The 14,587-nt window shown below is 45.0% G+C and carries 11 protein-coding genes and 5 tRNA genes; all 16 read left to right on the forward strand.

Annotated elements, in window-relative coordinates; all coding sequences use genetic code 11:
- A tRNA-Thr gene (locus OEL83_19505) sits at positions 1–75 on the forward strand.
- 68 nt (positions 76–143) lie between these two features.
- Positions 144–228 (forward strand) — tRNA-Tyr (locus OEL83_19510).
- Positions 229–260: 32 nt separating this feature from the next.
- Positions 261–336, forward strand: a tRNA-Gly gene (locus tag OEL83_19515).
- A 29-nt stretch (positions 337–365) separates the two neighbouring features.
- A tRNA-Thr gene (locus OEL83_19520) sits at positions 366–441 on the forward strand.
- A 56-nt stretch (positions 442–497) separates the two neighbouring features.
- Positions 498–1,688: an elongation factor Tu gene (tuf, locus tag OEL83_19525; protein ID MDK9709234.1), complete on the forward strand. Its 1,191-nt coding sequence runs from the start codon at positions 498–500 to the stop codon at positions 1,686–1,688.
- Between the two features lie 71 nt (positions 1,689–1,759).
- Entirely contained in the window at positions 1,760–1,909 is a 150-nt protein-coding gene (rpmG, locus tag OEL83_19530) for a 50S ribosomal protein L33 (protein MDK9709235.1), read from the forward strand.
- An 11-nt stretch (positions 1,910–1,920) separates the two neighbouring features.
- A tRNA-Trp gene (locus OEL83_19535) sits at positions 1,921–1,996 on the forward strand.
- Positions 1,997–2,084: 88 nt separating this feature from the next.
- A complete protein-coding gene (gene secE / locus OEL83_19540) occupies positions 2,085–2,336 on the forward strand; it encodes a preprotein translocase subunit SecE (GenBank protein ID MDK9709236.1) in 252 nt (83 codons plus the stop codon).
- A 75-nt stretch (positions 2,337–2,411) separates the two neighbouring features.
- Positions 2,412–2,945, forward strand: a complete 534-nt coding sequence (nusG, locus tag OEL83_19545; protein MDK9709237.1) for a transcription termination/antitermination protein NusG — start codon at positions 2,412–2,414, stop codon at positions 2,943–2,945.
- A gap of 93 nt (positions 2,946–3,038) precedes the next feature.
- Complete coding sequence (gene rplK, locus OEL83_19550; GenBank protein ID MDK9709238.1) at positions 3,039–3,464, forward strand: 50S ribosomal protein L11; 426 nt, start codon at positions 3,039–3,041, stop codon at positions 3,462–3,464.
- 60 nt (positions 3,465–3,524) lie between these two features.
- Entirely contained in the window at positions 3,525–4,229 is a 705-nt protein-coding gene (gene rplA / locus OEL83_19555) for a 50S ribosomal protein L1 (protein ID MDK9709239.1), read from the forward strand.
- Between the two features lie 198 nt (positions 4,230–4,427).
- Positions 4,428–4,955, forward strand: a complete 528-nt coding sequence (gene rplJ / locus OEL83_19560) for a 50S ribosomal protein L10 (protein ID MDK9709240.1) — start codon at positions 4,428–4,430, stop codon at positions 4,953–4,955.
- A gap of 51 nt (positions 4,956–5,006) precedes the next feature.
- Positions 5,007–5,384, forward strand: coding sequence for a 50S ribosomal protein L7/L12 (gene rplL, locus OEL83_19565; protein ID MDK9709241.1), 378 nt, complete (start codon positions 5,007–5,009; stop codon positions 5,382–5,384).
- 393 nt (positions 5,385–5,777) lie between these two features.
- A complete protein-coding gene (gene rpoB, locus OEL83_19570; protein MDK9709242.1) occupies positions 5,778–9,857 on the forward strand; it encodes a DNA-directed RNA polymerase subunit beta in 4,080 nt (1,359 codons plus the stop codon).
- Positions 9,858–9,983: 126 nt separating this feature from the next.
- Positions 9,984–14,042, forward strand: a complete 4,059-nt coding sequence (gene rpoC / locus OEL83_19575; GenBank protein MDK9709243.1) for a DNA-directed RNA polymerase subunit beta' — start codon at positions 9,984–9,986, stop codon at positions 14,040–14,042.
- Between the two features lie 145 nt (positions 14,043–14,187).
- Complete coding sequence (gene rpsL, locus OEL83_19580; protein MDK9709244.1) at positions 14,188–14,559, forward strand: 30S ribosomal protein S12; 372 nt, start codon at positions 14,188–14,190, stop codon at positions 14,557–14,559.
- Positions 14,560–14,587 lie beyond the last annotated feature (28 nt).

The following is a 14,587-nucleotide window of genomic DNA, read 5'->3' on the forward strand; positions in this document are numbered from 1 at the left end:
GCTGGCGTAGCTCAATGGTAGAGCTCCTCACTTGTAATGAGGATGTTGTGGGTTCAATTCCTATCGCCAGCTCCAATTAATTAGTACTTTACAAAGTAGTAATAAGAGTTTAAAGAGATTTGTCTTATTCAGGCATTCTCAATGGAGGGGTTCCCGAGCGGCCAAAGGGAACAGACTGTAAATCTGTCGGCTCAGCCTTCGGAGGTTCGAATCCTCCCCCCTCCACCACAACTCTTCTGTTTTGCAAAGAGATATATAGAGCGGGAATAGCTCAATTGGTAGAGCATCAGCCTTCCAAGCTGAGGGTCGCGAGTTCGAGCCTCGTTTCCCGCTCCATTCCTATTATCTCGTGTTGCAGTTGGTTTGCCCACGTAGCTCAGTTGGTAGAGCGCATCCTTGGTAAGGATGAGGTCACCGGTTCGATTCCGGTCGTGGGCTCCATGTTAACACTAGCAGCATTCTTAGAAAAATATTCAACGGCCTGAGGAGACAAGAAAATGTCGAAGAAAAAATTTGAAAGGACAAAACCGCACGTCAATGTAGGTACGGTAGGGCATATTGATCATGGCAAGACCACTTTGACTGCAGCAATTACACGTGTTTTATCATTAAAAGGTCAGGCTACGTTCACCGATTTTTCCGAGATAGATAAGGCACCGGAGGAAAAAGAGCGAGGCATTACCATTGCTACCGCTCATGTCGAATACGAGACTGTGAATCGGCATTACGCTCATGTGGATTGTCCAGGGCACGCTGACTACATTAAGAATATGATCACCGGTGCAGCGCAAATGGACGGTGCGATCCTGGTGGTTGCGGCAACTGACGGTGCAATGCCACAGACCAGAGAGCATATTTTGCTTGCACGTCAAGTTGGTGTTCCTGCGATTGTTGTGTTCCTCAATAAATGTGACATGGTTGATGATGAGGAGCTTATTGAATTGGTAGAGATGGAGCTTCGTGAGCTTCTTGATAAGTATGAGTTTCCTGGCGATGATGTGCCATTTGTTAAAGGTTCTGCTTTGAAGGCTTTGGAGAATCCTGAAGACGCAGAATCTGCGAAATGCATTTGGGATCTTATGGATGCCATTGATTCCTATATACCTGAACCAAAGCGCGATGTTGATCAGCCATTTTTGATGCCTGTTGAAGATGTATTTTCGATATCAGGACGAGGTACAGTTGCCACAGGGAGAATCGAGAGGGGAGTGATTCATGTTGGAGATGAGGTGGAGATAATCGGCATTCGTCCGACCGCCAAGACAACATGTACCGGAGTGGAGATGTTCCGGAAACTTCTTGACGAGGGTCAGGCAGGCGACAATATTGGCGCGTTGCTACGTGGTATCAAGCGTGAGGAAATTGAAAGGGGCCAGGTTTTGGCTGCTCCGAAATCAATCACACCGCACACGAAGTTCAAATCAGAGTGCTATATTTTGAGTAAGGAAGAGGGTGGTCGGCATACACCGTTTTTCAATGGCTATCGTCCGCAGTTTTATTTTAGAACGACAGATGTAACGGCGGTTGTCAGTCTTGAGGCGGGAGTTGAGATGGTTATGCCTGGCGACAACATTACCGCGTCGGTAGAACTCATCACCCCGATCGCGATGGATGTAGGATTGCGTTTTGCCATTCGAGAAGGCGGGCGTACTGTTGGTGCTGGCGTTATTAGTGAAATTATCGCTTAGTTTGTGAAAATTGAGAATTGCTCTGATCCAAAAGAAAAGGATCAGAGCAATTTTTTATATGGGAAAAGCCAATGAGAGATATAGTAACCCTCGCATGTGGAACATGCAAACGGCGTAATTATACCACAACCAAAAACAAGAAGAATACGCCGAATAAACTTGAGTTTAGTAAGTACTGCCCTTTCTGCAAAGGACATACTGCACATAAAGAAACCAAATAAAATTTATTCGCAGGCCAGTAGCTCCAATGGTAGAGCGCCGGACTCCAAATCCGGATGCTGGGGGTTCGAATCCCTCCTGGCCTGCCAAAGCCTTTTAATAAGAGGGCTTTTATTACCACCTAAGGAAATACATTGGTTAGGCTCTGGCAGTCAAGGTTGAAGGAGATGTATCTTTATGGCAGCGAGCACGAAATTGAAGAAAACTAATGATGTGAAGATTCAAGAGCCTTCACTATTCTCGCCTGCTCAGATAAAAATATTTGCTGGTGAAGTTAAAGCTGAGTTTTTTAAGATCGTATGGCCGGATAAAAAGACAACTCTTGGTCTGACGGCAATAGTCGTGACGCTCACTATTATAATGGCACTGTATCTCGGCTCAGTCGATCTCTTGCTGGGAAAAATCATTGGTATGTTCTTGCGCCAATAAGTGTAACGCAGCATACTCTCAGGTTTTTACGTATCTCAACCGAATTCTTTAACTCACTTTTCAATTGCAGGTAACATGGCAAGACAATGGTACATACTTCAAGTTCATTCAGGCTTTGAGGATAAGGTTAAAGCTACTCTTGAGGAACGGATACGAAAAGAAGGCTTGGAAGAGCATTTCGGAGAGATTCTTGTTCCCACTGAACAGGTAGTTGAGATGATCAAAGGTTCGAGGAAAACATCCTCTCGCAGGTTTTTTCCCGGATATATGCTGGTCAGTATGGATCTGAATGATCAAACATGGCACACAATTCATGACAATATGCCACGAGTTGTTGGTTTCGTCGGCGATGATCGTGATCCTATGCCGCTGTCTGATGCTGATGCCGCCAAAATTATTGGTCGGATCCAGGACGGCTCAGAACGCCCGCGTCCGAAGGTTGTTTTCGACGTTGGAGAAGTTGTACGGGTAATAGATGGGCCGTTTGCAAACTTCCAAGGTGTGGTTGATGAGGTTTTTCCAGAAAAAGGGCGAGTGAAGGTTATGGTTTCAATTTTCGGCCGGGAGACTCCAGTCGAATTGGAATTTGTACAAGTTTCTAATACATGATAGCAAGGTGAGGTCGTCACTTCCTGGGCAAAGATGTGTGGTAACAGTTCAGCCCAAGAGGTATGTAATTAATAGTTAGTTGGAGCAAAAGCAATGGCCAAAAAAGAAACGGCTTATATCAAATTACAGATTCCTGCCGGAAAGGCAAATCCTTCTCCACCTGTCGGTCCTGCCTTAGGACAACGAGGTGTGAACATAATGGAATTTTGTAAGAGTTTTAATGCAAGAACTCAGGCTATGGGAGATACTATTATTCCCGTAGTTATAACAGTTTACCAAGATCGTTCTTTCTCCTTCGTCACAAAAACTCCACCTGCTTCAATATTGCTTATGAAGGCAGCTGGGTTGAAGAAAGGGTCGAGTAATCCAAAGATTGATCGTGTTGCTGAGATAGGTAGGGATAAGATCAGAGAAATTGCTGAACTTAAAAAGCCAGATCTCAATGCATACGATGTAGAAAGCGCGATGCGTATCATTGAAGGAACAGCACGGAGTGCCGGTATTACCATCATTGATTAATTCATAAATTAAAACACTGCTGATAGGAATCAATAAATCCTATTCAAGTAGGAGGCTGCTATGCCGAAACACGGTAAAAATTATAAGAATAAAATAGAGGGTGTGGATCGTAGTACCCTACATAGCGTCGAAGCAGGAATTGATTTGGTCCTTAAATCTACCTATGCCAAATTTGATGAGACTTTCGATGTAGCAATTAAACTGGGGGTTGATCCTCGGCACGCTGACCAGATGATTCGATCGTCCGTAGCACTACCACATGGCACTGGGAAGGTTACGAGAGTCCTCGTCTTTGCCAAAGGTGCAAAGGAAGCTGAAGCTCTTGAAGCTGGGGCTGATTACGTCGGTGGAGATGATCTCGTTGAGAAAATTAAAGAAGGCTGGCTTGAGTTCGACAAGACAGTAGCTACTCCAGATATGATGGGTGTAGTTGGAAAAATTGGCCGTATACTTGGGCCACGGAACCTTATGCCAAACGCCAAACTTGGTACTGTTACCTTTGATGTTGCAAATATTGTTAAAGATATCAAAGGGGGTAAGGTTGACTTTAGGGTTGATAAAGGTGGGATTATTCATAGTGGCATTGGCAAAGTCTCTTTTGGAAAAGAGAAAATATCTGATAACCTTTTAGCCTTTGTTCAGAGAATAATTCAACTGAAGCCGTCTACGAGCAAAGGGATCTATCTTCGATCCATTACGATTTCGTCGACAATGGGTCCGGGTGTGAAACTTGATCCGTTAGCGGTACGATCTTTATTGAGTTAGTTTCTTTGTATTGCCACTAAGATGAGTGGCGTTGAGTAAGAGTCGAAGACAGCAGGCACAATTACGTTTAATCGTGCTCGTACGACCTGCCGAGACGGATGAAAATGAATTTTTACTAGCTTTGACAAATTCTATTCAGCCAAGATAACGTAGTGCCTGCTGTAAACCAATTGTTCAATTTAACCTGGGAGGAGTGCTTTGAATCGTGATGAAAAAGTGACAATTGTATCGGACTTGAATGATTCATTCAGCCGAGCAAAATTTGCTGTTGTCGCTGACTATTGTGGTTTAAAGGTTTCTGAGTTTCAGAAGATTCGTATTGAATTGAGAAACTGTAATTCGGAAATCCGTGTAGCCAAAAATACTCTCCTGAAAAGAGCAGTTACGGATACTGGAAGCGCCGCTTTGAGCGATGATTTTTCCGGTACTACAGCGGTTATCATGGCGTATGCAGATCCTGTTGAACCTGCTAAGGTTGTAACAAAATTTGCTAATGATAACGAAAAGTTCAAGATTCGTTCTGCAGTTCTTGATGGAGAAAAGATTGGAGTGGACAAGCTTATTGCCCTCTCTAAGCTTCCGAGCAAAGATATATTGCTTGGTCAATTGTTGTCAACCTGGAAAAACGTCCCGACAGGACTGGTTCAGGTTCTCACTGGTGTACCAAGGACTTTTGTCTATGCCTTGCAGGCTATTAAAGACCAGAAAGAAGCAGTGAACAATTAGCAGGTATCTAAACGGATATAGTTTTCAATATTTTAAAAGAGGATAAAAATCATGGCTGTGTCAAAACAAGATGTTATAGACTTTATTGCAAATATGTCAGTTCTCGAGTTGTCTGAGCTTATCAAGGAATTCGAGGAGAAATTCGGTGTATCAGCTGCTGCGCCTGTGGCGGTAGCTGCGGTTGGTGCTGTTGCAGCAGAGGCTCCAAAAGAAGAGAAAACCGAGTTTGATGTTATCTTAGCGAGCGTTGGCAGTGAAAAAATCAAGGTTATTAAAGAGGTTCGCGCTGTAACCGGCCTTGGTTTGAAAGAGGCAAAAGAGCTTGTAGAGTCTGCTCCCGCGCCTTTGAAAGAGGCTACCACCAAGGAAGATGCCGCTGACATCAAGGCGAAGATCGAAGCTGTTGGTGCAACTGTCGAAATTAAGTAGTTTGGAACAACGGCTACAAAGTTGTTCGAAGTTTGGGCAACAGCGGTATGATAAAAACACGCTACGGGCTTTGTCTCGTGGCGTGTTGTGCTTTTTGGATATTTGAGAATCTAAATAATTATATCCAATAAAAAATTGTTTTAGTTCAGGTGGGATGATTACCTCGTTGAGGCAATAATAGCAAAAAGGAATACTACCATGCTAAACAACAATGCTTATGTTCTTCCTGGATTTACCCCCTGCATTACATTTCATTCCTTACCGATGCATGCCCCCTGCAGTGGAAAGTTGTTCAAATTCTCCGCGGCACATATTTAGCTCAGCATGATTTTGCAGAGCTGGCCTGTCAACTAAACACTATAGTACGATTCAAAGGCAATTTCGAGGACAATTATGGAAAGAGTGAGAAAGAACTTTGCCACGGCAGATACCATCCTAGAACCGCCACATCTTATCTCAATGCAACGGTTATCTTATGAGAAATTTCTACAGATGGACTGTGACCCTGACGAAAGAGAAGAGTATGGTCTGCAAGCTATATTGAAGAACGTATTCCCCATTAATGATTTCAATGGACTCTGTTCACTAGAGTTTGTGAAGTATAAATTTGGTGTCCCCAAATATACTGTCCATGAGTGTCTTCAACGTGGCATGACCTATGAGATCCCATTAAAGATCGTGGTTCGCCTTATCACGTTTGATGTCGATGAAGTGACTGGAGTTCAATCTATTCGTGATATTAAGGAACAAGAAGTCTTTCTCGGTTCACTGCCTTTGATGACTGGCGACGGAGTATTTGTCGTAAATGGCACGGAGAGGGTTATCGTATCACAATTACAAAGATCTCCCGGCCTATTTTATACTCATGATAATGGCAAAAGTCATTCGAGCGGGAAACTACTTTATTCAGCTCGAATTATTCCGGTGCGGGGATCGTGGATTGATTTAGAGTTCGATATCAAGGATTATCTTCATGTTAGAATAGATCGTCGGAGAAAGTTTCCTGTTACTACCTTGCTAAAGGCTCTTGGCTACTCTTCTGAGGAACTTCTCCAGGAATTTTATCCTACCAATCAAGTCATCAAAGACGGTGACCTTTTTAAGGTTAGTTTTGATACTGAGTTGGTTAAGGGGCAACGACTTGAATTTGACATCGTCAATCCCGTGGATGGCGAGGTGCTCGCCAAAAAAGGGAAAAAAGTCTCAAAAGTTTTATGCAAAAAGCTGGAGTCAGTTGGTATCCACTATTTGCCAATGGCTGCTGAGTCTTTGGTTGGTGAGATCTTGGCGAGTTCTATCGTTAATGAGCAAACTGGCGAATTAATAGTTGATTGTAATACCGAAATTACCGAGTCAATACTTGAAAACCTCGAAGCCAATGGCATAAATGAGTTCAAAATTCTCCATATAGATGGTGTAAAGTTTTCTGATTCTTTCAGCAAAACCTTGGCGCTCGACAAAGCGAAAAGCAGCAAGGATGCTCTCATCGAAATATACCGAAGGCTCCGTCCGTCAAGCCCGCCAACTGCTGAAGTTGCCGAGGCGTTTTTTGAGAATCTCTTCTTTAATCAAGACCTCTACGATCTTTCTGAGGTAGGCCGTTACAAAATTAATGCCAAACTCGGCTTGAACATTGATATCTCGCATCGAGCCTTGACCAAGGAGGACATTATTCACTCGGTTCGCCATTTGGTTCGACTGAAGGATACTCAAGGTGGCGTTGACGACATTGACCATCTCGGCAATCGAAGGGTACGTACTGTTGGTGAATTGGTCGAGAATCAATATCGCATGGGCCTTGTACGTATGGAAAGAGCTATCAAGGAAAGAATGACCCTGCAAGACGTTGAGACTCTTATGCCGCATGACTTGGTTAACCCCAAACCTATTTCTGCCGCCATAAAAGAATTCTTCGGGACCAGCCAATTATCGCAATTTATGGATCAGACAAACCCGTTGTCTGAGGTTACTCATAAACGCCGTTTAAGTGCTCTTGGACCCGGCGGGCTTTCGAGAGAGCGTGCCGGATTTGAGGTTCGTGACGTTCACCCAACTCACTATGGGCGTATTTGCCCTGTCGAGACACCTGAGGGTCCAAATATTGGCCTCATTGTTTCTCTGGCAACGTATGCCCGGATCAACCCATACGGCTTTATTGAAACGCCTTACAGGAAGGTTAACGAAAGAATTGTCCAGTCGGACGTAAAATATTTAAGCGCACTTCAAGAGCAAAACCAATATATTGCCCCTGCTCTCACACCGCTCGACGAGGGGGCAAAAATTGCGCAAGACCTGCTCATCGTTCGTGAAGACGGCGAGGTAATTACCACTGCCTCGGAAAATGTTACGTATATGGATATTGCGCCAAATCAGATGATCAGCATTGCCGCCTCTCTTGTTCCTTTTTTGGAAAATGATGATGCCAACCGAGCTCTGATGGGATCGAACATGCAAAGGCAAGCTGTCCCATTGATGATTACGTCGGCACCGCTTGTCGGGACTGGCATGGAGCGCTACGTAGCCAGAGATTCAGGAGCCTGTCTTCTTTCGGCAGGGGATGGTGTGGTAGAGGAGGCAGACTCAAATCGAATTGTCGTACGCTATGATCAGCCGGGTACTGATGGGTTTGACACCGGTGTTGCCTTATATCGCCTTGAAAAATATAAAAAATCTAATCAGAATACCTGTTTCAATCAGAGACCTATTGTTCTGCCGGGGACTCGTGTTCAAAAAGGGTATGTTCTTGCTGATGGCCCTTCTTGTGAAGCGGGTGAATTAGCTATTGGTAAAAACGTTACTATCGCTTTCATGCCATGGCGGGGTTTTAATTTTGAAGATTCAATCCTGATCAATGAGAGGCTATTGAAGGAAGATACCTTTACGTCTGTACATATTGAGGTGTTTGAAACAATGGCCAGGGATACCAAGCTTGGCAAGGAAGAGATCACCAGAGATATCCCTAATGTCAGCGAAGAAACCCTCAGAAACCTCGATGACTCTGGAATTGTCCGCATCGGTGCCGAGGTTAAGGCTGGTGACACACTTGTTGGAAAGGTTACACCGAAAGGTGAGACGGTGTTGTCTCCTGAAGAAAAGCTGCTGAGAGCTATTTTTGGTGAAAAAGCCCAGGATGTTAAGGACTCATCTCTGAGAGTTCCTCCCGGTATCAGCGGTATTATTATTGATGCGAAGGTGTTTTCTCGAAAAGGTGTTGATAAAGACGAGCGTTCTCTGCTCATAGAAGATCTGGAGATTGAAAAACTCAATCAAGATAAACTCGATGAGCTTCGTAGCCTTCGTCGAGGTGTTTGCAGAGAAATTGGAACTCTTCTTGAAGGTCGAACAGCCAAGGCTGATATCCTTGATAAGAAAGGAAATATCGTTGTTAAACTCGGTAAAAAGCTTGTCAGTGAACAGGCCGAGTTGATTGGTTTTGAACGCTTGCGAGACATAGAATTCTCTGAAAAAGCTAAATATATTGAGTTGATAGATGCGGTTTATGAGAGATATGCCAAGCAAGCAAAGCTGATTACTGAACGATATGACGGTATTATTGACCGAATGAAGAAAGGCGATGACCTGCCTCCGGGTGTGGTCAAGATGGTCAAAGTGTATGTCGCAACAAAGCGCAAACTTTCTGTGGGCGACAAAATGGCAGGCCGTCATGGCAATAAAGGTGTTGTTTCCCGTTTGCTTCCCGAGGAGGACATGCCCTTTTTTGCCGATGGAACTGCCGTGGATATAGTGCTTAATCCGCTTGGTGTTCCTTCGCGTATGAATGTCGGGCAGGTGCTTGAAGTTCATCTTGGATTTGCCGCAAAAAAGCTTGGGGAACAACTTGAGGCTTTAGCTGAAAAAGAGGCCGTCAGCGAGATACGAAAGAAGCTTCGGCAAATTTATTCGGAAATTGAATTCACCGCTTTGACTGAAGGGAGGACCGATAAGGAGATTATCGATTGGGCAAGACGGCATCATCGGGGCTTGCATATGACTACTCCTGTTTTTGACGGAGCTCCAGAAGAATCGATAAGAAGGTTGCTTTCTGAGGCAGGAGTAGACGAGGTTGGCCAGGTGCAACTGTATGATGGCCTGACGGGTGAACCATTTGCCAATAAGGTTACCGTCGGAGTTATGTATATGCTCAAGTTGCATCACTTGGTTGATAACAAGATTCATGCACGATCAACCGGACCATACTCACTTGTTACTCAGCAACCGCTTGGTGGCAAAGCTCAGTTTGGTGGACAGCGACTTGGTGAGATGGAGGTTTGGGCAATGGAAGCGTATGGTGCTGCTTATACTCTTAAGGAATTTCTGACGGCCAAGTCCGATGATGTTGAGGGGCGTACAGCTATGTATGAGCGTATTGTCAAAGGCAATAATTTCTTGACGACAGGATTGCCTGAATCCTTCAATGTTCTTGTAAAGGAATTACAGGCACTTTGCCTAAATATGGAACTCATAGAAGAATAAGGATAGGGTTTGCTTTGTTTCATTAACCCTTGGTCCGGTATTGAAAAGTCAAGACAGAACATTGTGTGTTAGTCGTGACAGGAGTGGTACCGGGAAGATCCTTTAAATATAAGGAGAGGTGATTTCGTGGAAGAATTGTTTAATTTTTTTCAAAAACCGAAAGCTCCAGTTAAATTTAAGAACGTAAAGATATCTCTGGCTTCTCCTGAGAAGATCATGGATTGGTCACATGGTGAGGTTAAAAAGCCCGAAACCATAAACTACCGGACATTCAAGCCTGAAAGGGATGGTTTGTTTTGCGCAAAGATCTTTGGACCGGTTAAAGATTTCGAATGTAATTGCGGCAAATATAAGCGGATGAAGCATCGCGGTGTGGTTTGTGAGAAATGCGGTGTAGAAGTCATACAATCCAAGGTTCGTCGGGAACGTCTCGGTCACATAAAACTTGCCGCTCCGGTTGCCCATATATGGTTTCTCAAAAGCCTGCCGAGCAAGATTGGCGCAGTTCTCGATATGACCCTCAAGCAATTGGAGAAGATCCTCTACTTTGAGCAATATGCAGTTATCGAATCAAGCGTCGATGGCATGCCAGTGGGCACATTGCTGACTGAGGAAAAATACCGCCAATCTCTTGAAGAACATCCTGGAAAGTTCAAGGTAGGCATAGGGGCAGAGGCTATTAGAGAACTCTTGTCGGGTCAAGATCTCGTTTCGCTGTCGGTACAATTGCGGGAAGAGATGCTCGCCACCAACTCTCAGACCAAACGGCAAAAGCTTGGCAAACGACTGTTTGTAATTGAGGCATTCCGTGATTCCGGCAACAAACCTGAGTGGATGATTCTGGAGGTAATACCAGTACTTCCTCCAGATTTACGCCCTCTCGTGCCGCTGGAAGGTGGGAGATTTGCCACTTCTGATCTCAACGATTTGTATAGGCGCGTGATTAATAGGAATAATCGTCTCAAAAGGCTTCTTGAGCTCGATGCCCCTGATATCATAATTCGCAATGAAAAAAGGATGCTTCAAGAAGCAGTTGATGTCCTTTTCGACAATGGTAGAAGGGGACGTGTGATTACGGGCGGCAACAAGAGGCCGCTAAAGTCCCTGTCCGACATGCTCAAAGGAAAGCAGGGCCGCTTCCGACAAAACCTTCTGGGTAAGCGGGTCGACTATTCTGGCCGCTCAGTTATTGTCGTTGGCCCACATTTGCGTCTGCATCAATGCGGTATTCCAAAGAAAATGGCATTGGAGCTTTTTAAACCGTTTATATACAATAAGCTCGAGAGTAGAGGTTTTGTAACCACCATTAAAAGTGCTCGAAAGATGGTGGAAAAAGAGGTCAAGGAGGTTTGGGATGTCCTTGAAGAGGTAGTAACCGAATACCCGGTAATTCTCAACCGAGCACCGACTTTGCATAGGCTCGGAATGCAGGCATTTGAAGCAATGCTCATTGAGGGAAAGGCCATTCAGTTGCATCCTCTCGTTTGTATGGCCTTCAACGCCGACTTTGACGGCGATCAAATGGCTGTCCACGTGCCACTCTCTGTCGAGGCACAAGTAGAAGCTCGGGTTCTGATGATGTCGACGAATAACATCCTTTCTCCAGCAAATGGAGAGCCTGTTATTATTCCATCACAGGATATCGTTCTCGGCCTTTACTATATGAGTAGAGACCGAATGAATGTCCCGGGTGAAGGGAAGATCTTCAGTGGCGTGGAAGAGGCTATTATTGCGTATGACTATGGTGAGATACATCTCCAAGCCAAGGTGAAAGTACGGAAAAATGGCCAATTGGTCGACACTACAATGGGGCGTATTTTGCTCGGAGAACTTTTGCCAGATGCAGTGAAGTTTGAAGAAGTTAACAAGGTGCTCACCAAAAAGGCATTGGCAAAACTCATTGACCACACATATAGAAACGCAGGCACCAAAGAAACCGTCATCCTTGCTGACCGGTTGAAAGATATTGGTTATGAATATGCAACTCGCGCTGGGATTTCGATTTGCATCAATGATATGAAGATCCCCCTCAGCAAAGAGCAATTTGTTGAAAAGGCCGAGACTGATGTCCTAGATGTCGAACAACAGTACACGGATGGCCTTATTACCTCTGGCGAGAAGTATAATAAGGTAGTTGATATTTGGTCAAAGGTTACTGAGGATGTCGCCAATGCGATGATGGACGAGATCAAGGTAGACTACTTCCTCGATAAAGATGGAAAGAGGGTTGAGGGGCCAAGCTTCAACTCGATCTTCATCATGGCTGATTCGGGCGCAAGGGGTTCAAGGGATCAAATTCGTCAGCTTGCCGGTATGCGCGGTCTTATGGCCAAACCGAGCGGTGCGATCATTGAGACCCCAATCAAGGCCAATTTCCGCGAGGGGCTTGGTGTTCTTGAGTACTTCATCTCTACTCACGGTGCACGCAAAGGCCTTGCAGATACGGCTTTAAAAACAGCCAATTCAGGCTATCTTACTCGGCGTTTGGTAGACGTTGCGCAGGAATCAACAATCGTTGAGGCGGATTGTCTCACTCTGGATGGAATTCTCGCCGAACCATTGATGGATGGTGGGGAAATTATTGTTCCTCTTGGGGACAGGATTCTCGGAAGGGTTGCTTTGGATGATGTTGAAGATCCTTTTACCCATGATACCATTGTTCAAGCCGGTGAGGAAATCACTGAAGATATCGTGAAGAAAATCAACGATGCTGGTATCGATCGTGTAGCAATCAGATCGGTGTTGAGCTGCCGTTCCAAGCGGGGCGTATGTGCTGCTTGTTATGGTCGTGATCTTGGGCGAGGCCATATGGTCAATCCCGGTGAGGCCATAGGCGTTATAGCGGCTCAATCCATCGGTGAGCCGGGAACGCAGTTGACAATGCGTACTTTTCATGTCGGCGGTACCGCAAGCCGATCAGTAGAACAAGCGGAGTTGCGAACCAACATCGGTGGTACGGTTTCCTTCAGTAACATGCACTCCGTTACCAATGCAGAAGGAACCAAAATAGTCATGAACCGCAACGCCGTAATTGCGGTAAAAGACGAACTTGGCCGGGAGAGAGAAAAATTTAAGGTCAATTATGGTGCGCAGCTTCTGGTTCGAGAAGGTGATGTTGTTGAACGAGATACAATCCTTGCTGATTGGGATGCCTACACCATTCCTATCGTTGCTGAAGTTGGTGGCGTTATCAAGTACGGGGACATCATTGAGGGTGTGACTATGCAGGAAAAGGTGGATGCTGTAACCGGGCGTTCATCTTTGGTGATAATTCATACTTCTACTGGTTCCCAACTTAATCCCCGCATTTCAGTAAAAAATGATCGCGGAAAAACCGTTAAGATGCCCGATAGTGAGACCTATGCCAGGTATAGCTTACCTGTGGGGTCAATTATCTCCGTAAGTGAAGGAGATGTCATCCAACCAGGTACGATTGTCGGAAAAATTCCTCGGGAAACAACTAAGACCAAGGATATTACTGGTGGTCTACCCCGTGTCGCTGAACTTTTCGAGGTACGGAAGCCAAAGGATCCGGCTATTATTTCTAAAATAGACGGGAAAGTAAGCTTTGGGAAAGAGTTAAAGGGCAAACGCCGGGTCATTATAATCCCTGAATATGGAGAGCCACAAGAATACCTCATTCCCAAATCCAAACATATCATTGTTCATGAAGGGGATTATGTTCAGGCGGGTGAGGCTCTTATGGAGGGTACCATCGTTCCCAACGATATCCTCTCGGTGCTTGGAGTCAAGGAGTTAGCTAAATTCCTTGTTAATGAAATTCAAGAGGTTTATCGACTGCAGGGTGTAAAAATAAACGATAAACACATCGAAGTTATTGTTCGCCAGATGTTGAAACGAGTTATGATTACGGCTTCCGGTGACTCTAAGTTTATGATTGGAGAGCAGGTTGAATGGTGGAAGTTTGAGGAAGAAAGGGATCGGCTGATTGTAGAGGGTAAAAAACCTGCATTTGCAGAGCCTCTGCTGCTAGGTGTAACAAAAGCTTCGCTATCCACCGAAAGTTTTATTTCCGCTGCTTCTTTCCAAGAAACGACGAAAGTTCTTACCAACGCAGCCGTTGCTGGAAGAATTGATGAACTGGCAGGGCTTAAGGAAAACGTCATTATGGGTAGATTAATCTCGGCAGGGACAGGTCTGGAAGGCAACCACTCCGGGAGGTGAAAGCGCTTGATGGCTGATTTTGCCCTTGACACAAAGGTGCCATTAGGGTAAATATCTCCACTTTCGTGTTGAATTCAGGTGTGTACCACTGTGGCTGAGATGTTGAGTCTCAATTATAAGTATGTAAACAGGAGCAGTTAACGTAATGCCAACTATCAACCAACTTGTACGGATCGGGAGAAAAAAGTCTGTAAAAAAGACAAATACTCCGGCCTTGAAGGGATCGCCTCAGAAGCGCGGTGTCTGCGTGAGGGTATATACAACTACACCGAAAAAACCGAACTCCGCTTTGCGTAAGGTGGCAAGGGTAAGGCTTACCAATGGGATTGAGGTAACATCGTATATTCCCGGTATCGGGCATAATCTCCAGGAGCACTCAGTGGTGCTGATTCGAGGTGGCAGGGTTAAGGATTTGCCAGGCGTGCGGTATCATATCATTCGCGGCACTTTGGATACTCTGGGGGTTTCCAATCGACGTCAAGGACGTTCAAAATATGGTGCAAAGAAATCCTCTTGATGAGGTTTCTTTTTTTGTTGAGGGGTTA

Source organism: Desulforhopalus sp., from assembly GCA_030247675.1.
In the GTDB taxonomy this organism is placed as follows: domain Bacteria; phylum Desulfobacterota; class Desulfobulbia; order Desulfobulbales; family Desulfocapsaceae; genus Desulforhopalus_A.